This window comes from Streptomyces sp. NBC_00385, from assembly GCF_035917155.1.
Taxonomy (GTDB): domain Bacteria; phylum Actinomycetota; class Actinomycetes; order Streptomycetales; family Streptomycetaceae; genus Streptomyces; species Streptomyces poriferorum.
This window is the reverse complement of the sequence record NZ_CP107951.1, coordinates 5,311,313-5,329,656: the sequence shown is the minus strand read 5'-3', so window position 1 is coordinate 5,329,656 and position 18,344 is coordinate 5,311,313. Positions and strand designations below refer to the sequence as shown.

The following is an 18,344-nucleotide window of genomic DNA, read 5'->3' as shown; positions in this document are numbered from 1 at the left end:
TCAGAGCTTGTCGAGGGACACGGTCGAGAAGCCCGGCACCGTCTCGTCGACCGCCAGCGTGAACCCGGACCCGCCGTCGACGGAGATGCTGCTCGCCGACCGCACGATGGAACGGGTGAGGCTGGAGGCGAACTCGCGCAGCGCCTGGGCCGGTGACACCATCGCGTCCTTCTGCATGAAGGCCCGGAAGTTGGCCACCTGACCGATCGTGGCCTCCTCGGCGTCACCGATGCCGAACGCGATGATCTTCGGGCAGAAGCGGGACTGTTCCAGTTCCTTGTGCGCCTGCTCCCAGCCGTGGTCCGTGGGGATCCCGTCGGAGAGGAAGAAGGCCACCGGGCGGTAGACCTCGTGCCCCTGGCCCTTGAGGGCGGCCACGTCGGACTCGATGCACCGCAGCAGTGTGCGGAAGGCGTCGCCGTACGACGTCAGGCCGCCGGCCGCCAGCGCCGGGACCTGGTCGATGTCGCTCAGGTCGACGAGCGGCTGCAGCACGGTGGCGTTGTCCGAGAACCCGATCAGGCAGAACCGGGTCTTGTCGGCGACCGTCGGATTGGTGCTGATCTCGTGGTGCAGCTCGGGGAGCGCGTTGTTGATGGCGTCTATCGGTCCGCCGGACATCGAGCCCGACTCGTCACAGAGCAGGTAGAACGGAAGGATCTGCACGGTCTCGTACCTCCGGTGGTGCCGGTCAGTAGGTGTAGAAGTAGATCTCGATGTCGGCGTGGCCCGAAGAGGACCCGCCCTTCCAGAAGTCGCGCGTGGTGGCTCCCTCGAACATGTCCGGACGTGCCTTCGCCAGAAGGGAGTTGACCTCGTGGGCGTACGCTCCGCCGGCCCCCGGATCCGCATGGCGTCCGAAGGTGAGGACGAACGCGGCCTGACGGCCCCGGTAGGCGGCCGTCGCGGCGCGCAGCCGCTGCTCGATGCGCCGGCGGTCCCCCGGAGCGGCGTCGATGGACACCGTCACCGGCTTGTTCCGCACCGCGCGCGGGCCCTTGGGTTTCGGTGTCGCCGAGGGTTTCGGCTTGGCCGAGGCCGCGGGCTTCGCCGCCGCCTCGGCGGCCAGCGGGTCACCCCGGTCTCCCATCGCCACCAGGGCGAGCACCAGCAGCATGTCGGCGAAGAGCCATCCCGCCAGGTGCAGCGGGTTGAAGCGGGGCGCCCTCATCGTGCGCTTCCGCGCGGCGGGACGGCGTCCTCGGGCTGGGGTGCCTTCTCCAGCCGGACCGCGGTCCGGCCCCGCCGGTCGGCCGGCGCCGGCACGGTCCGCAGCGCGTCCACGAGTCCGCCGAACCGCTCCGCCACGTCGTGCAGCGCTCCCGCCTGGTCCGCCAGTCTGCGTACGACGTCCTGCGACGCCGCGACACCACGGGCCGACTCCTCGGCGACGTCACCGAGCCGGGTCAGCACCTGCGCGGAGACATCGGACGCCACCTCGATGCCGGTGGTGAACGAACGCTGGGACGCGGCCAGCGTGTTGACCGAGTCCTCGACGCGGTCACCGGCCGAGTCGAGGACGTCCCGCACGGCGCCGCTGACATCCCGGACGTCCTCCAGCGCCTTGCGCACCATGACGCCGCTGCCGCTCACCGCGGACTCGACCTGCTTGCCACCGTCCCGGACGGCCTCCGCGATGCGGTCCGCCGCGTCCTCCAGCGGACGTACCGAGCTGTCGATCCCGGCGAGGCGGCCCTCGGCCTTCTCCACCGCACCGCCCACCACGACCGCCGCGGCCGAGAGGTCCTTCTGCGCCTTGGCCGCGCGATTGCCGAGACGGGTCAGCGTGGCGGCTGCCTCGGTGAGCTCGGCGGCGAACCGTACCGGCGACGACAGACGGTGGGTGTTCAGCACGAGTTGAGCGCGCGTCAGTACGGGAACGAGGCGCCTGCGCAGCTGCTCCGCGTCGCGCTGGGCGCTCTCCTCGCGGCGGGTGACGGAGGACTTGCGCAGGCCGTGGACCAGCACGAGCGCGAAGAGCAGCGCGATCGCGGACGTCGCCCCCATCGCGACATGGCCGAAGGTGAACGCACCGGTGAGATGGCCCTCGAAGCCAGACTGCCACAGCTGGAGGAAGGGCCTGGAAGCGGCCTTCGGGTCGGCACCCGTCAGGGCCTGGTAGGCGCTGGACGCCTGCGTCAGGCCGTACCACGTCATCATGAGCGGCACGAAGACCAGCGCCCCGAGCAGCGCCTCCAGCCAGGACCACGCCCGGTGCTCCTCGGCGCCGGCGCCCACGGGGCCGACGCTCTCCGGCCGGGCGTACGCGTGCAGCAGGTCCAGGTCGGCCCACGGGTCCAGATCCTGCGTGGTGCCGGTGAACGCATCGGCCAGTGCGGAGAGTTCGGATTTCCTGGGAGCGAGCCCGGGCTCGGAGACGAGCTCCCGGATCTTCCGCGCAATATCCTGACGGTCCATCAACGCGCTTACGGACATGCCCATCCCTCTGAGAGAAACTCAGGGGACTCCCCACTTCGCGTCTCTCGCTCCCCAGCGATCACGAAACGCCCGCCCCCCGCACAGCGGCACTCACGTGCAGTACCTCCGTGGGCGCAGAGCGTACCGCAGGGCTCGTGGGCTCAGACATACAATCCAGAGCCTCGTCCCGACGGAACACCTGGCACTGGGGGGCCTCATGGGTACCGATGACAGACCGCGTGGCGTGATCCGGCTGGGTGGCCCGGCCGGTGGTTCCCGGACAGGGCCCGTACCGGCGCCCACGACCGGCGGCGATCGACGTCCGGCCGAGCTGACGCGGGCCGCGCCGGACGGCCGGTTCGGCGGAAGGGGTGCGCTTCAGGCCAATCTCAACTGGCTCCCGGGCCCGGGCGCCGATGTGAACCTGTGCTGCCTCGTCGCGTTCCGGGACGGCAGGGTCCAGGTGGTGCAGGCCCTGGGCGACGACTACGGGTCGCTCACCGCCTGGCCGTACGTCGCCCTCGACCAGGACGACCGGACGGGGGAATCGTCCGACGGCGAGACGCTCCGGGTGAACCCGCAGCACCGCGCGCTCTTCGACCGGCTGCTGTTCTTCGTGTACCTCTACGAGGGCGCCGCCGACTTCCGCCGCCTCGGCGCGACGGCGACGGTCACCGCGCCGGGCGACCCGGGCCGCCGGATCCTGCTCGACGAGTCCCCCGCGGGGTCGATCGCCTGCGCCATCGCCCTCGTCACCCCGGACCCGACCGGCTTCCGGGTCCGCCGGGAGGTCCGCTGGTTCCCCGGCCATCCGGAGGTGTCACCCCACGAGCAGATCGACCGGGCGTACGGCTTCGGGGTCGAGTGGACCATGGGGGAAAAGCCACCCCGTCGGCCGGTGGACCCGCGGCGCGGAGGTCCGGGCCGGGCGCGCTGACGGCCGTACGGACAGCAATGCGCCCCGCCACCGGAAAGGTCCGGGTGCGGGGCGCCGTGCCGTGTCGGTGCGCGGGTGCGGGGCGCCGTTACGGCAGGTTGCGGGCCATCACGATCCGCTGGACCTGGTTCGTGCCCTCGTAGATCTGGGTGATCTTCGCGTCGCGCATCATGCGCTCCACCGGGTAGTCCCGCGTGTAGCCGTAGCCGCCGAGCAGCTGGACCGCGTCCGTGGTGATCTCCATCGCGACGTCGGAGGCGAAGCACTTGGCCGCGGCGCCGAAGAACGTGAGGTCGGAGTCGAGGCGCTCGGACTTGGCGGCGGCCGAGTAGGTGAGCTGGCGGGCCGCCTCCAGCTTCATGGCCATGTCGGCGAGCATGAACTGCACGCCCTGGAAGTCGCCGATCGGCTTGCCGAACTGCTTGCGCTCCTGGACGTAGCCCTTGGCGTAGTCGAGGGCGCCCTGGGCGACGCCGAGCGCCTGGGCCGCGATCGTGATGCGGGTGTGGTCCAGGGTCTTCATCGCGGTGGCGAAGCCGGTTCCCTCCTCGCCGATCATGCGGTCGGCGGGGATGCGGACGTTGTCGAAGTAGACCTCACGGGTCGGGGAGCCCTTGATGCCGAGCTTCTTCTCCGGGGCGCCGAAGGAGACGCCCTCGTCCGACTTCTCGACGACGAAGGCGGAGATGCCCTTGGAGCGCTTGGCCGGGTCGGTGACCGCCATGACCGTGTAGTACTCGGAGACGCCCGCGTTGGTGATCCAGCGCTTCACGCCGTTGAGGACCCAGAAGTCGCCGTCGCGGACGGCCTTGGTCTTCATGCCGGCGGCGTCGGAGCCCGCGTCCGGCTCGGAGAGGGCGTACGAGAACATCGCGTCGCCCTTGGCGAGCGGGCCCAGGTACTTCTTCTTGAGGTCCTCGGAGCCGGAGAGGATCACCGGGAGCGAGCCGAGCTTGTTCACGGCCGGGATGAGGGAGGAGGAGACGCAGGCGCGGGCCACCTCCTCGATCACGATGACCGTGGCGAGCGCGTCGGCGCCGGCGCCGCCGTACTCCTCCGGGACGTGGACCGCGTGCAGGTCGGCGGCGGTGAGGGCGTCCAGCGCCTCCTGCGGGAAGCGGGCCTCCTCGTCGACCGCGGCCGCGAACGGGGCGATCTTCGCCTCGGCGAGCGCACGCACCGTCTCACGGAGCATGTCGTGCTCCTCGGCCGGACGGTACAGGTCGAAATCGGTCGAACCCGCCAAGACGCTCACTCCCCATGATGCTAACTACCGTTAAGTAACCCAATTTTAGGCGCCTTCCCCGGCACAGGCATACGTGCTGGGGCCGTGAGCTTCACGACAGCCGGAATGGGACGTTTCAAAGGCAGGACTATGCTCGTTCACCGCACGTCTGTCCGCATCTCACAGGAGCACTACATGGCCCTCAGGATCACTGTGATCGGCACCGGCTATCTCGGCGCCACCCACGCCGCGGCCATGGCGGAACTGGGCTTCGAGGTCCTGGGGCTCGATATCGTGCCCGAGAAGATCGAGATGCTGTCCGCCGGCCGGGTCCCGATGTACGAGCCGGGGCTGGAAGAGATCCTGAAGAAGCACGTCGCGGGTATCGACGGATCCAGCGGGCGGCTGCGCTTCACCACCTCGTGGGAAGAGGTGGCGGAATTCGGCGATGTGCATTTCGTCTGCACCAATACGCCGCAGAAGCACGGCGAGTACGCGTGCGACATGAGCTACGTCGAGAGCGCCTTCGACTCGCTGGCCCCGCTGCTGACCCGGCCCGCCCTGGTCGTCGGCAAGTCCACCGTGCCGGTCGGTTCCGCGGCCCGGCTCGCGGCCCGGCTCGCCGAGCTCGCGCCCGTGGGCGAGGGGGCCGAGCTGGCCTGGAACCCGGAGTTCCTGCGCGAGGGCTTCGCCGTCAACGACACGCTGCACCCGGACCGGATCGTCGTCGGCGTGGAGAGCGAGCGCGCCGAGAAGCTGCTGCGCGAGGTGTACGCCGGGCCGCTCGCGGAGGGGTCGCCGTTCGTGGTGACGGACTTCCCGACCGCCGAGCTGGTGAAGACCTCCGCCAACTCCTTCCTCGCCACCAAGATCTCGTTCATCAACGCCATGGCCGAGGTCTGCGAGGCCGCCGACGGCGACGTGGTGAAGCTGGCCGAGGCGATCGGCCACGACGAGCGCATCGGGAAGAAGTTCCTGCGGGCCGGCATCGGCTTCGGCGGCGGCTGCCTCCCCAAGGACATCCGCGCCTTCATGGCACGCGCCGGTGAGCTGGGTGCCGACCAGGCGCTGACCTTCCTCCGCGAGGTCGACTCCATCAACATGCGCCGTCGCGGCCACATGGTGGAGCTGGCCCGGGAGGCCGTCGGCGGGGACTCGTTCCTCGGCAAGCGGGTCGCCGTCCTGGGCGCGACGTTCAAGCCGGACTCGGACGACGTACGCGACTCACCGGCGCTGAACGTGGCCGGACAGATCCACCTCCAGGGCGGCCAGGTCACGGTCTTCGACCCCAAGGGCATGGACAACGCCCGGCGGCTCTTCCCCACCCTTGCGTACGCCGACACCGCGCTCGACGCCGTGCGCGGCGCGGATGTCGTGCTGCACCTCACCGAGTGGCGCGAGTTCCGCGAGCTGGACCCGGAGACGCTGGGCGAGGCCGTCGGCCGCCGCATCATCCTGGACGGGCGCAACGCCCTGGACCCGGCGGTGTGGCGCGGGGCCGGGTGGACGTACCGGGCGATGGGACGGCCGAAGGCCTGAGGGCCCGCAGTTCTTTCAGCCGCGCCTCGCGCGGTACGTGCGCATCTTCGCGCGGGCGCCGCACACCGACATCGAGCACCAGCGGCGGCGCCCCGCCGGGCTGCGGTCGTAGTACGCCCAGCGGCAGTCCGCCGCCTCGCACACCTTGAGCCGGGCCCAGGTGCCGTCGGCCGACGCGGCGGCGACGGCCACGGCGACCCGGGCGGTCAGCCCGGGCGGCTCCTCCACGGGGCGCAGCGAAGCCGCGCCGTCCGCGTCCACGGTGACGCGCAGGGGCGCGTCCGCGAGCAGAGCGTCGAGCAGCGACGCCGAGGCGGCTTCGGGCGGGCGGTGGCCCGCGTGGGCGAGACAGAGGGTGCGCAGGGCCTCGCGGAGGGTGCGGGCCGCCGGGACGTCCGGCTCGGCGATCACGAGTGCGGCACACCCGGCGGCCGTGTCGAGGGTGTCCGCGCCGGTCTCGACGTTCAGGGTGTTGACCAGGGCTTCGACCAGCGCGAGTCCGCCGGGCGCCGAGTCCCTCTCATTCATGGTTGCGACGTTACCTCTCTTGCGGGAGCATGCAGTAACGGTGACCGGTTGAGCCTCTTTACCGGTAACGCGTGTCCGCATCTGCCCGAGGAGGAAACGTCATGGCTGTAGCCAAGCTGGGTTCCGTCGTCCTGGACTGCCCGGATCCCGTCGCCCTGGCCGGTTTCTACGCCGCGCTGCTCGGCGGAAAGGCCGAGCAGCAGGAGGACTGGGTGGACCTCACCGGTGTCACCGGCGCGCCGCTCGCCTTCCAGGCCGCGCCCGGTTTCGTAGCGCCTCGGTGGCCGCGCCCGGACGCCTCGCAGCAGTTCCATCTGGATCTGACCGTGGAGGATCTGGACGCGGCGGAGAAGGAGGTGCTGGCGCTGGGTGCGACGGTGCTCGACGCGGAGGACCGGCAGCGGACCTTCCGGGTGTACGCCGATCCGGCGGGGCACCCGTTCTGTCTCTGCGCCTGCTGAGGGCTGTCCCGCGGTCCCGGTGGCTCAGGCCGCCGGGGCGTCCAGCTGCTCGATGGTGGCGTGGGACGGGCCGCGGCGGGTGCGCAGGTCCCGGGCCACGTCCTCGGCGGCGCGCAGCACCCGTACCGCGTTCTGCCAGGTGAGCCTGGCGAGGTCGGCGGTGGACCAGCCGCGGCCCAGGAGCTCCGCGATCAGGTTCGGGTAGCCGGCGACGTCCTCGAGGCCCCGCGGGAGGAACGCGGTGCCGTCGTAGTCGCCGCCGATGCCGATGTGGTCGATCCCGGCGACCTCGCGCATGTGGTCGAGGTGGTCGGCGATCGTGGCCACGGTCGCCATCGGGCGGGGGTTCGCCGCCTCGAACGCGGCATGGATCTTCATCCCGCGCTCGGTGGTGTCCAGGTGGTGCAGACCCTTGGCGCGCATGTTCTCGTCGGCGGACTTCGTCCAGGCGACGGCCTCCGGCAGCACGAACTTCGGTACGAAGGTCGCCATGGCGATGCCCCCGTTGGCCGGGAGCTGCGCGAGGACGTCGTCGGGGATGTTGCGCGGGTGGTCGCAGATCGCCCGCGCCGAGGAGTGCGAGAAGATCACCGGCGCGGTCGAGGTGCCGAGCGCGTCGCGCATGGTCGTCGCCGCGACGTGCGAGAGGTCCACCAGCATGCCGGTGCGGTTCATCTCCCGTACGACCTCATGGCCGAAGGGCGAGAGGCCGCCGACTCCCGGGGTGTCCGTCGCCGAGTCCGCCCAGGCGATGTTGTCGTTGTGGGTCAGCGTCATGTAGCGGACGCCGAGGGTGTGCAGGGCGCGCAGGGTGCCCAGCGAGTTGTGGATGGAGTGGCCGCCCTCGGCCCCCATCAGCGACGCGATCCGGCCCTCGGAGCGGGCCGTCTCCATGTCGTCGGCCGTCAGGGCGCGGCGCAGGTCGGCGGGGTGGCGCTCCAGCAGTTCGGCGACGGCGTCGATCTGTTCCAGGGTGGCGCTGACGGCGTCGTCGCCCGCCATGTCGGACCGTACGTAGACGGACCAGAACTGGGCTCCGACTCCCCCGGCGCGCAGCCGGGGGATGTCGGTGTGCAGGTGGGCCGACTGGTCGGTGGCGATGTCGCGGGCGTCCAGGTCGTAGCCGACCTGTTCGCGCAGCGCCCACGGCAGGTCGTTGTGGCCGTCGACGACGGGGTACTCGGCGAGGAGTTCCCGTGCTCGGTCCAGTCGGTCCGTCACGGTTCCTACTTTCCGAAACCGAAGGTGTCGGGGTTCCCGACCTTGCTGCGCAGACGCTTGCCCTTCTCGGTGGCCTGGTCGTTCAGGTCCGAGAGGAACTCGGTCATGCGGGCCTGCAGCTCGGCGTCGTGCGCGGCGAGGATGCGGACGGCCAGCAGGCCGGCGTTGCGCGCACCCGCGATGGAGACGGTGGCGACCGGGATGCCGGCGGGCATCTGCACGATGGACATGAGGCTGTCCATGCCGTCCAGGTACTTCAGCGGGACCGGCACGCCGATGACGGGCAGCGGGGTGACGGAGGCGAGCATGCCGGGCAGGTGGGCCGCGCCGCCCGCTCCGGCGATGATCGCCCGGAGGCCGCGGCCGGCGGCCTCCTCGCCGTACGCGATCATCTCGCGCGGCATGCGGTGGGCGGAGACGACGTCGACCTCGTACGGGATCTCGAACTCGTCGAGCGCCTTGGCCGCCGCTTCCATGACGGGCCAGTCGGAGTCCGAGCCCATGACGATGCCGACGACCGGCGCGGTGGAGGCGGGGGAAGTCATTCGGTGATCGTTCCTCGCAGGTAGTCGGCCGCGTGCCGGGCGCGCTCGCGCACGTCCGCCAGATCGTCGCCGTAGGTGTTGACGTGTCCGACCTTGCGGCCGGGCTTCACGTCCTTGCCGTACATGTGGATCTTGAGCTGCGGGTCGCGGGCCATGCAGTGCAGGTACGCCTGGTACATGTCCGGGAAGTCGCCGCCCAGCACGTTGGACATGACCGTCCAGGTGGCGCGGGGGCGCGGGTCGCCGAGCGGAAGGTCCAGGACGGCCCGGACGTGGTTGGCGAACTGCGAGGTGATCGCGCCGTCCTGGGTCCAGTGCCCGGAGTTGTGCGGGCGCATCGCCAGTTCGTTGACGAGGATCTGCCCGTCGCGGGTCTCGAAGAGCTCGACGGCGAGGTGACCGACGACACCGAGCTCGGCGGCGATGCGCAGGGCGAGCTGCTGAGCCTCTCCGGCGAGCCGCTCGTCCAGCTCGGGGGCCGGGGCGATGACCGTGTCGCAGACGCCGTCGACCTGGACCGACTCGACGACCGGGTAGGCGACGGCCTGGCCGTGCGGCGAGCGGACGATGTTGGCCGCCAGCTCCCGTACGAAGTCGACCTTCTCCTCGGCGAGGACCGGGACACCGGCCCGGAAGGGGTCGGCCGCGTCCGCCTCGGAGCGGACCACCCAGACGCCCTTGCCGTCGTAGCCGCCGCGCACGGTCTTGAGGATGACCGGGAAGCCGCCCACCTCTTCGGCGAAGGCCGCGGCGTCGGCCGGGTCCTTCACGATGCGGTGGCGGGGGCAGGGCGCGCCGATCTCGGTGAGCTTCGCGCGCATCACCCCCTTGTCCTGGGCGTGCACCAGCGCGTCGGGGCCGGGGCGCACGGGGATGCCGTCTGCCTCCAGGGCCCGCAGATGCTCGGTGGGCACGTGCTCGTGATCGAAGGTGATCACGTCACAGCCGCGCGCGAAGGCGCGCAGCGTCTCCAGGTCGCGATAGTCGCCGACGACGACCTCGCTGACCACCTGGGCCGCCGAGTCCTGAGCGGTGTCACTGAGGAGCTTGAACTTGATGCCGAGGGGGATGCCCGCCTCGTGGGTCATACGGGCGAGCTGACCGCCACCGACCATGCCGACTACCGGGAACGTCACTCCTCCAGGGTATCCGCACCCTCCGGGAGCACCGGACGATGCCCCCGGGCGGCGGCTCCCACCGGACCGGGGAGGAGACTCCGGGTGTCGCGGCGTGCCACACCTGTCCCCGTACTCACAGGCGGCCGACGGGCCACCTGGTTAGCATGGCTGGGTTGACGGAACCTGAAGACGAACCGACAGACGGGCTGAGCGATCACATGAGCGAACGGGGCGCACTGCGGGCCCGGCTGGATCTGCTGGCCCGGGAGGTCGCCAAATTCGGCGTGGTCGGCGCGGTCGGCCTGGTCGTCAATATCGGCGTATCGAACCTGCTGTGGCGCTACACGGACATTCCCACGGTGCGGGCCGGCCTGATGGCGACGTTCGTCGCGATCCTCTGCAACTACGTCGGCTTCCGCTACTGGACGTACCGGGACCGCGACAAGAGCGGCCGGACCCGGGAGCTGACGCTGTTCCTGCTGTTCAGCGCGGTGGGCGCGGTCATCGAGACGGGTGTGCTGTACGCGGCGACGTACGGGTTCGGCTGGAACACCCCGGTCCAGAGCAATGTCTTCAAGATCCTCGGAATCGGCATCGCGACGATGTTCCGCTTCTGGTCCTACCGGACGTGGGTCTTCAGGGCGCTGCCTGACAAAGACGTGGTCGTGAATGACGTGGTCGTGAAGGGTGCGGTCGTGCAGGACTCGGTCGTGAGCGCGGAGGATGCCGCGCTGCCGGGGCCGGCCGTTTCCGTACCCGCACCGGCACCCGCGCCGGCCGCCGCCGTGCGGGTCGAGGCGGATTCCGCGCGGCGGTAGCCGGTCATCGCACCGGGCGTTCCGGTTCGTCCCGGTCCAGGGCCACCTGGCTGAGGAAGAGCGCGAAGACCGGGGGCTGCTGCTGGAGCAGTTCCAGACGGCCGCCGTCCGCTTCCGCGAGGTCGCGGGCCACCGCGAGGCCGATGCCCGTGGAGTTGCGCCCGCTGATGGTCCGCTCGAAGATCCGGGATCCCAGGTCGACCGGCACGCCCGCGCCCTCGTCCGTCACCTCGATGACCGCCTGGTTGCCGGTGACCCGGGTCCGCAGCGCGACCGTGCCGCCGCCGTGCATGAGTGAGTTCTCGATCAGCGCGGCGAGCACCTGGGCGACCGCGCCCGGTGTGCCGACGGCCCGCAGCCCCTTCTTGCCGGAGCGGACGACGGCCCGGCCCTCGCTCCGGTAGGCCGGGCGCCATTCCTCGATCTGCTGCTTGACGATCTCGTCGAGGTCGAAGACGACGGCGGAGCCGGTCCGCGGGTCCCGGGCGTTGGTCAGCAGTCGCTGGACCACGTCCGTGAGCCGCTCGACCTGGGTGAGGGCGATGTTCGCCTCCTCCTTCACCGTCTCGATGTCGTCCGTGACGGAGATCTCCTCGATCCGCATGGAGAGCGCGGTGAGCGGTGTGCGGAGCTGGTGGGAGGCGTCGGCGGCGAGCCGGCGCTCGGCGGTGAGCATCCGGGCGATGCGTTCCGCCGAGGAGTCCAGGACGTCGGCGACGCGGTCCAGTTCCGGCACCCCGTACCTCTTGTGGCGCGGGCGCGGGTCGCCCGATCCCAGGCGTTCCGCGGTCTCGGCGAGGTCGGTGAGCGGCGAGGTCAGCTTGTTGGCCTGGCGTACGGCCAGGAGCACGGCGGAGACGATGGCCAGCAGCGCCACCGCACCGATGATCATCAGGGTGCGGCCGACCTCGCGGGTGACGGAGGAGCGGGACTCCTCGACGGTGACCCTCTCGCCGTGCTCACCCACCTCCGTGGCACTGATCACACTGCCGCTGGGGCGGTCACCGACCTCGATGGGGGCACGGCCGGGCATCTTGACCAGGGCGTAGCGCGTGTCGTCGATCTGTTCGGCCAGCACGCCGGGGTTGATCCGCTCGGCGCCCAGGAGCCGGCTCTCGATCACGCTGATCAGCCGCAGCGCCTCGGAGTCGACGCTCTCCTGGGCGCTGCTGCTGATGGTGCGGGTCTCGACGATGACGAGGGAGACGCCGAAGACGGCGATCACCACGAGCACCACGGCGAGGGTGGAGTTGATCAGGCGTCGGCGCATGACTGCTTCTGTACGTCAGCTCTTCTCGAAGCGGAAGCCGACGCCCCGGACGGTGGCGATGTAGCGGGGATTGGCGGCGTCGTCCCCGAGCTTCTTGCGGAGCCAGGAGATGTGCATGTCGAGGGTCTTGGTGGACGACCACCAGGTGGTGTCCCAGACCTCGCGCATCAGCTGGTCCCGCGTGACGACGCGGCCCGCGTCCCGGACCAGGACCCGCAGCAGGTCGAACTCCTTCGCGGTGAGCTGGAGTTCCTCGTCGCCCATCCAGGCGCGGTGCGACTCGACGTCGATCCTGACGCCGTGGGTGGCGGGCTGCGGGGCGGGCTCGGTGGCGCCGCGGCGCAGCAGGGCCCGGACCCGGGCCAGGAGCTCGGCGAGCCGGAAGGGCTTGGTGACGTAGTCGTCGGCGCCGGCGTCGAGGCCGACGACCGTGTCGACCTCGTCGGCCCGGGCGGTGAGTACCAGGACCGGCACGGTGTGGCCCTCGGCGCGGAGCCTGCGGGCGACTTCGAGGCCGTCCATCCCGGGCAGCCCCAGGTCGAGCACGACCAGGTCGATGCCGCCCTGGAGGCCGGCGTCGAGCGCGGTCGGGCCGTCTTCGCGGACCTCGACCTCGTAACCCTCCCGACGCAGGGCGCGGGCCAGCGGCTCCGAGATGGATGCGTCGTCCTCGGCGAGCAGTACACGGGTCATGGAGTGATGGTAGTCCGCGCGGACGACAAGGCGTGAGGTGATCCGGAAGCCCTGCGGGTCTACGAGCCGTTCGCGCCCAGACCTTCGAATGTGGGAGCGTGGTTGCACCTGGACCTGTGATCCATCTCTCAAGTCCTTCCATATGCCGCTCAGTCGTGTCGTATGGTGTTTCAACGCCTGTTGCACTACTCAAGGACCTTTGGGCAGCTCGACACTCCCCGGGGTCCTTCTGCATGTGCGGGACTGGTACCCGCCAGTCCGGAATCCCAGTGAATGACCTGTGGGCCGGGCCCGTACGCCGACGAAGGCGCTCCGGGCGTGGATCCCGACGCGGTGGGCGTACCCGTGTCGGTGCCGGCCTCCCCCCACCGGGCGCGTACGGCTCACGAGCGACGCGTCCCGAGCAAGCAAGGATCGATCATGGCGTCCAGCCTGACGAAGGACCCGGCGAGCACCGCGGGTGGCGAGAAGACCTTCTTCGGCCACCCTCGCGGCCTGGCCACGCTCTTCATGACCGAGATGTGGGAGCGCTACAGCTTCTACGGCATGAAGGCACTGCTCCCGCTGTACCTGATCGCGCCCGGCGGCATGCACATGAGCGCCACCACGGCGACGGCGATCTACTCCGTCTACATGGCGATGGTCTACCTGCTCGCCATGCCCGGCGGCTGGATGGCCGACCGCTTCTGGGGGCCGCGCAAGACGGTCGCCATCGGTGGCGCTGTCGTCATCCTCGGCCACATCACGCTCGCCGTGCCCAACTCCGCGTCCTTCTTCGCCGGCCTCGTACTCGTGGCGCTGGGCTCCGGCCTGCTGAAGGCGAACATCTCCACGATGGTCGGCCACCTCTACAACGGCCCGGACGATCCGCGCCGTGACGGTGGCTTCACGCTCTTCTACATCGGCATCAACCTCGGTGCCTTCCTCGCCCCGCTGAGCATCGGCACGATCGGCGAGAACGTCAACTGGCACTTCGGCTTCGCGCTCGCCGCGATCGGCATGGCCCTGGGTCTCGCCCAGTTCATGCTCGGCACCCGCCACCTGAGCCCGGAGAGCGACGTCGTCTCCACTCCGGCCACGGAGCAGGAGAAGCGCTCGGTCCTGCGCAAGGGCCTGGTCTGGCTGATCGTCGCGGCGGTGTTCTACAGCCTGCTCGCGATCACCGGCAACTTCGCCGACTGGGCACTGCTGCCCATCACCATCGCGGGGCTGATCATCCCGGTCGCCGTCCTGGTCCGCATGAAGCGCGACAAGGAGCTGACGGACACCGAGCAGTCCAAGCTGTCGGGTTACATCTGGTTCTTCGTCGTCGCCGCCGTCTTCTGGATGATCTACGACCAGAACGGCTCGACCCTGTCGATCTTCGGTGAGAACTCGACGACGAACAGCCTGTTCGGCATCGACTTCCCGACGTCCTGGTACCAGTCGCTGAACCCCATCTTCATCATGGCGATCGCCCCCGTGGTCGCCTCGGGCTGGCTGTGGCTGAACAAGCGCGGCAAGGAGCCGAGCACCGCCGTCAAGTTCGCCTCGAGCCTCGTGCTGATCGGCATCTCCTTCGTCGTCTTCATGATCCCGCTGATCGACACCGCCGCCAACGGCGGCCGGGTCAGTCCGATGTGGCTGGTGGCGATCTACTTCATCCAGACCGTCGCCGAGCTCTGCCTGTCCCCGGTCGGTCTGTCGGTCACCACGAAGATGGCTCCGGCGAAGTACAGCTCCCAGATGATGGGTGTCTGGTTCCTCGCGGTCACCGCGGGCGACTCCGTGACCGGCCTCCTCACGTCCCCGCAGCTCGGGGTCGATCTGAACACCACGGGCGCCGTCGCGTTCGAGGCGGTCCTCGCGGTCATCGCCGGTGTCGGCATCTGGATGTACCGCAAGAAGGTCACGCAGCACATGAGTGACGCGAGCTGACCTTCCGGTTCCACGCGCAGGGGCCGCCGCACCGTTTCCACGGTGCGGCGGCCCCTTCCGTATGCGTACGGGGTCCGGTGTCAGCTCCGGCCCGAGCGCAGCCGGCGCCACGGGGTGAACGTGAACACGGCGCCGCCCAGCAGGATCGCCGTACCGGCCACCAGGCCGAGTGCGCGCAGGGCGCCGTTGTCCTCGGCACCCGTCGCCGCGAGCCCGCCGCCGGACGCCGTGCCGCCGCCCGCCGCCGCCGCCGCTCCGCCGGAGCCCCCGGTGTCACCGCCGGAAGCACCGCCTTCCTGGGCGGTGGTGTCGAGTTCGAGGGACGCCTGCGGGGTGCCCTTGACCGTGCACGGAATGGTGATCTTCGAGCCTCCCAGCATGACGTCGATCGTCAGGGCTCCGGGGGTGAGGGTGGACTTGCCGGAGGCGCCCGGCTTGTACGTGCCGGTCATGTCGGTGAGGCTGACCGGCTTGTCCTTCTCCAGGGCCTTGGGGTTCCCGGGTCCGGTGACGGTCACGGAGCCCTTGTCGGCGCCGCCGATGACGATGTTCATGGACGGCTTGAGCGCACCGGCGGGCAGCGGAGCCGGGCTGTTCATCACGTCCTTGGCTGTCTTGACCGTGAGCGCGTAGCTCCCGCCGTTCTTCTTGGCGTTGATCGTCACCTTGGAGGCGATGCCCTCCTCCGGACCGGGCGACTTGCAGGCGAAGTCGACGACGACTTCCTTGCCCGGGAAGTCGGTGGCGCCGCCGCTGCCGCCGGAGGCCGAACCGCCCGAGTCCGAACCGCCGGCGGTCGTACCACCGGAGGTCGTGCCGCCGCTGGTGGTGCCGCCCGAGGTCGTGCCACCCGCCGTCGTGCCGCCGCTGGTGGTGCCGCCCGCCGTCGTGCCACCCGCCGTCGTGCCGCCGGTGGTGGATCCGCCGCCGTCCGTGACCTTGATCGTCGCGCCCGGCTGGACCGTCTCCTTCGGGGAGCACTTGGTGTCCGTGGAGATCGGCTTGGAGACGTTGATGTTGTACCCGTCGGGCGTCAGCGTCAGGTCGCCCGCCTTCTCCAGCTTCAGCGAACCCTTCATGTCCGGCAGGAGCATCGGGCTGTTCTTGGGGATCGCCGGGTTCTGCCGCGGCCCCTCCATCTTCAGGTCGCCCGTGGCGGCGCCGCCCAGCTTGATCGTGCCGGTCGGCTTGACCGTGTCCTTGTCGAGGTCGAGGACGTCGGGGTTGTTGGAGGCGGCCTGGACCGTCTTCCACACGACCTCGACGGTGTCCCCGACCTTGGCCGAGGCGGGTGCGGTCAGCTGCACCTCGGTGGTGCCCTGGACGGGCGGCAGTCCGGAGATGGCCGGGGGTATGCACTCCGTCTTGTACGAGATGTCGGCGGCCTGGGCCGGGCTCGCGGCCAGCAGCATGCCCGCCCCGCCGATCATCATCGCGACTCCCGCCGCGACCGTCCTGCGTTGCGTACTCACGAATGTCCCTTCGTCGTCGGTCTGTGCTCTGACGGTGCGGAATCAGGGGTGAACCACGGCAGCGCGGCCGTGGTGGTGCTCGGGGGCGGCGCGGGGCCCACGGCCGGGGCCGGGGCGCGCCGCAGCTTCGGAAGTCTCGCGGTCACCGGGCCGCGCGGGGACGGGCCGCCTGCCCGGCGACGGCCGGCGGCGTGTCCGGTGCGCGGCCGTACCTTGTCGACGATCGCCATGCCGATGCGGAACACGGCCGCGGGCACGACGAGGCAGAGCAGGATCCAGAAGAGCGTCACGCCCCACGGGCGGCCGACCCCCCAGGGCTGCTCGGCCAGCACCTTCGTGCCGTACTTCAGCGAGATCTGGTAGTCGCCGTGGGCACCGGCCGTCAGCTCGACGGGCAGTTCGATACGGGCCTTGCGGCCGGGCTCGACGGTCCCGCGCCACTGCCGCTCCTCCCACTGCGCGGCGTAGACGCCGTGCGCGGTGCCGACCTGGAAGACCGGGTCCTTCACCGGTGCGGAGCCCAGGTTGCCGACGGTGAACACGAGCCGGCGCGACGGCGGGGCGCCGAACCAGGTCAGCAGCCCGCTGTCACCCTCCAGCCTGGTGGCCGCGAGGACGGCGAGCTTCCCGTCACCGGTCTCCTTGGGGAGCGCGGCGACCGGGTGCCCGGCGACCACGAACACCGCGTCGGCCAGGGCCTGTTCGCCGGTGACCGTGGCGACGTGGACCACGCAGGGGCACGGCGCGGGCGGCTCGGTGACGGGCATCTCCTTGGTGAAGGCGCCCTTCTTGTCGGTGGTGACGGCCCGGCCTTCCGCGTTGGCGCAGGAGTTGGTGCCGCCGATCACGCCCCGGGCCGGGGTGGACTGCCCGCAGATCAGCATCATGAGCAGGGTGTCGGGCCGCCAGCCCTTGCCCTTGACGGTGATCTCGCCACCCTTGCCCGCCTGCTTCTGCGAGAGCGTGACCGCGGGTTTCGGGTCCGCCGCGCTGCGCTCCTCGGCCCCGGCCCCGGTCGCGGTCAGCAGCAGGGCGGGCAGTATCGCGGCCAGCAGTACGGCGAGCAGCGCGGCCGCCCGCCCGCGGCCGTCGCTCCGGAATGCCGCCGGTCCGGTCCGTCCAGTCACGATTCCGCTCCCGCCTTCACCAAGTGCCTCTCGTCGGAGTGCTGTCGATGGTCCGGGGCCGGCGCGGCCCCGTCGTCGTGGGTGCTCCGCCGTGTCGCCCGCCTGCGCCGGAGGCCGTACACACCGGCGGCGACGGCGCCCAGGAGGAGCAGTGCGCCGCCGGTCACCGGCGCCCAGGGCACGAAGGCCGCAGAGGCGGTCGCCTCGCCGTGCGCGCCGCCCGCCGCCGTGACGCGCAGCCGTACGGTGACGGAGTCGAGGGCGGGGGCGTCCCGCCACGGTTCGGTGAGCCGCACCCGCTGACCGGGCAGGAGTTCCACCGGAAGGGTGCGGGCGTCGCGCCGCAGCAGGGACCCGAACACGCCGTCCGCGCTGACGGACAGGCGCGGCACCAGGACGGCGTTGCCCCGGTTGACCAGCGTGTAGTGGATGGTCCCGCCGCCCACCGTGACGTCCTCCACCGTGAGGGCGGCCAGCGTGGGCCCGCCGACCCGCAGTTGGACCCGTACGCCCACCGAGCGGCCGCCGCTCTCGGCGACGATCGCGCCCGGGTGGTCACCGGGCAGCGCGTCCTCGGGCACGGTGAAGGAGACCGGCACGTCGGCCCTGGTCCGGCCGGGCACCGTCACCTCGGTGCTCGCGGTCCGCAGCCAGGCCCCGGTCCCGGTGGAGCCGTGCGCCCCGCGCACCGCGAAGCCGCCGTCGCCCGTGTTGTAGGCGTCGGCGCCGCGCAGCCGTACCGTGACCGGGTCCGGCCCCGGGTTGGTGACCGAGAGCCGGTCCTCCAGGACGCTGCCGGGCAGGCCCTCCAGGTAGAAGTACGGTCTGGCCTCGTCCCGCCCGGAACCGCTCCCCGCCGGCTGCGCCGTCCACGCCGGTTGGGCCGGGTGCTCGGTGGCACCGGCCACCGCCACCGTGGTGAAGGTGCACCACAGGACGGCGAGCAGCGGCAGGGCACGGGCCAGCCGCCGTGCGGCGGACGGCTGTCCGACGACGGGCGCCGGAGCGGGGCGGGTGCGGTGACCGGTCAACGGCGGCATGGGCGGCTCCCTGGT

18 protein-coding genes are annotated in these 18,344 nt (G+C 71.0%); 5 read left to right on the top strand and 13 right to left on the bottom strand.

Features of this window, described 5'->3' with window-relative positions:
• The 3 genes from OG959_RS23850 to OG959_RS23840 are packed head-to-tail and all read right to left on the bottom strand — an operon-like array spanning position 1 to position 2,436.
• Complete coding sequence (locus OG959_RS23850) at positions 1-666, bottom strand: vWA domain-containing protein (RefSeq protein ID WP_326661523.1); 666 nt, start codon at positions 664-666, stop codon at positions 1-3.
• A gap of 25 nt (positions 667-691) precedes the next feature.
• Positions 692-1,171 carry a hypothetical protein gene (locus OG959_RS23845; protein WP_326661522.1) on the bottom strand — a complete coding sequence of 160 codons (480 nt, stop codon included), beginning with the start codon at positions 1,169-1,171 and terminating at the stop codon, positions 692-694.
• Complete coding sequence (locus tag OG959_RS23840; protein WP_326661521.1) at positions 1,168-2,436, bottom strand: methyl-accepting chemotaxis protein; 1,269 nt, start codon at positions 2,434-2,436, stop codon at positions 1,168-1,170. Before OG959_RS23840 ends, OG959_RS23845 begins: the two co-directional genes overlap by 4 nt.
• A gap of 199 nt (positions 2,437-2,635) precedes the next feature.
• Between OG959_RS23840 and OG959_RS23835 the strand changes: the two genes are divergently transcribed.
• Positions 2,636-3,355: a tellurium resistance protein TerA gene (locus tag OG959_RS23835; protein WP_326661520.1), complete on the top strand. Its 720-nt coding sequence runs from the start codon at positions 2,636-2,638 to the stop codon at positions 3,353-3,355.
• 88 nt (positions 3,356-3,443) lie between these two features.
• Here the strand turns inward: OG959_RS23835 and OG959_RS23830 are convergent, their stop codons facing one another.
• On the bottom strand, positions 3,444-4,601 hold the full coding sequence (locus OG959_RS23830; protein WP_326666577.1) for an acyl-CoA dehydrogenase family protein: 1,158 nt from the start codon (positions 4,599-4,601) through the stop codon (positions 3,444-3,446).
• Between the two features lie 174 nt (positions 4,602-4,775).
• Here OG959_RS23830 and OG959_RS23825 point away from each other — a divergent pair, with 174 nt between their 5' ends.
• The gene (locus OG959_RS23825; protein ID WP_326661518.1) at positions 4,776-6,119 is read left to right on the top strand and encodes a UDP-glucose dehydrogenase family protein; all 1,344 of its coding nucleotides are present in this window, start codon (positions 4,776-4,778) and stop codon (positions 6,117-6,119) included.
• 15 nt (positions 6,120-6,134) lie between these two features.
• Here the strand turns inward: OG959_RS23825 and OG959_RS23820 are convergent, their stop codons facing one another.
• Positions 6,135-6,647 (bottom strand): CGNR zinc finger domain-containing protein, encoded by a 513-nt coding sequence (locus OG959_RS23820; protein WP_326661516.1) that lies wholly within the window; start codon positions 6,645-6,647, stop codon positions 6,135-6,137.
• Between the two features lie 101 nt (positions 6,648-6,748).
• Here OG959_RS23820 and OG959_RS23815 point away from each other — a divergent pair, with 101 nt between their 5' ends.
• Positions 6,749-7,108: a VOC family protein gene (locus OG959_RS23815; protein ID WP_326661515.1), complete on the top strand. Its 360-nt coding sequence runs from the start codon at positions 6,749-6,751 to the stop codon at positions 7,106-7,108.
• 24 nt (positions 7,109-7,132) lie between these two features.
• Here OG959_RS23815 and OG959_RS23810 read toward each other — a convergent pair whose 3' ends face one another.
• From OG959_RS23810 to OG959_RS23800, 3 genes are read right to left on the bottom strand one after another with little or no spacing between them, the layout of a single operon-like run.
• Complete coding sequence (locus tag OG959_RS23810) at positions 7,133-8,329, bottom strand: dipeptidase (protein ID WP_326661513.1); 1,197 nt, start codon at positions 8,327-8,329, stop codon at positions 7,133-7,135.
• 5 nt (positions 8,330-8,334) lie between these two features.
• Positions 8,335-8,874 carry a 5-(carboxyamino)imidazole ribonucleotide mutase gene (gene purE, locus OG959_RS23805; RefSeq protein ID WP_219570819.1) on the bottom strand — a complete coding sequence of 180 codons (540 nt, stop codon included), beginning with the start codon at positions 8,872-8,874 and terminating at the stop codon, positions 8,335-8,337.
• A complete protein-coding gene (locus OG959_RS23800) occupies positions 8,871-10,010 on the bottom strand; it encodes a 5-(carboxyamino)imidazole ribonucleotide synthase (RefSeq protein ID WP_326661509.1) in 1,140 nt (379 codons plus the stop codon). Before OG959_RS23800 ends, purE begins: the two co-directional genes overlap by 4 nt.
• A 200-nt stretch (positions 10,011-10,210) precedes the next feature.
• Here OG959_RS23800 and OG959_RS23795 point away from each other — a divergent pair, with 200 nt between their 5' ends.
• Positions 10,211-10,810, top strand: coding sequence for a GtrA family protein (locus OG959_RS23795; protein ID WP_326666575.1), 600 nt, complete (start codon positions 10,211-10,213; stop codon positions 10,808-10,810).
• Positions 10,811-10,814: 4 nt separating this feature from the next.
• Here the strand turns inward: OG959_RS23795 and OG959_RS23790 are convergent, their stop codons facing one another.
• Together OG959_RS23790 and OG959_RS23785 are read right to left on the bottom strand one after the other, a co-directional pair.
• The gene (locus OG959_RS23790) at positions 10,815-12,080 is read right to left on the bottom strand and encodes an ATP-binding protein (protein ID WP_326661507.1); all 1,266 of its coding nucleotides are present in this window, start codon (positions 12,078-12,080) and stop codon (positions 10,815-10,817) included.
• A 15-nt stretch (positions 12,081-12,095) separates the two neighbouring features.
• Positions 12,096-12,773: a response regulator transcription factor gene (locus OG959_RS23785; protein WP_018524728.1), complete on the bottom strand. Its 678-nt coding sequence runs from the start codon at positions 12,771-12,773 to the stop codon at positions 12,096-12,098.
• Between the two features lie 420 nt (positions 12,774-13,193).
• Here OG959_RS23785 and OG959_RS23780 point away from each other — a divergent pair, with 420 nt between their 5' ends.
• Entirely contained in the window at positions 13,194-14,690 is a 1,497-nt protein-coding gene (locus OG959_RS23780) for a peptide MFS transporter (RefSeq protein ID WP_326661505.1), read from the top strand.
• Positions 14,691-14,770: 80 nt separating this feature from the next.
• Here OG959_RS23780 and OG959_RS23775 read toward each other — a convergent pair whose 3' ends face one another.
• The 3 genes from OG959_RS23775 to OG959_RS23765 are packed head-to-tail and all read right to left on the bottom strand — an operon-like array spanning position 14,771 to position 18,329.
• Positions 14,771-16,120: a hypothetical protein gene (locus tag OG959_RS23775; RefSeq protein ID WP_326666573.1), complete on the bottom strand. Its 1,350-nt coding sequence runs from the start codon at positions 16,118-16,120 to the stop codon at positions 14,771-14,773.
• A gap of 38 nt (positions 16,121-16,158) precedes the next feature.
• Positions 16,159-17,289 carry a hypothetical protein gene (locus OG959_RS23770; RefSeq protein WP_442805613.1) on the bottom strand — a complete coding sequence of 377 codons (1,131 nt, stop codon included), beginning with the start codon at positions 17,287-17,289 and terminating at the stop codon, positions 16,159-16,161.
• Entirely contained in the window at positions 17,286-18,329 is a 1,044-nt protein-coding gene (locus tag OG959_RS23765) for a COG1470 family protein (RefSeq protein WP_326661503.1), read from the bottom strand. Before OG959_RS23765 ends, OG959_RS23770 begins: the two co-directional genes overlap by 4 nt.
• Between the last annotated feature and the right edge of the window lie 15 nt (positions 18,330-18,344).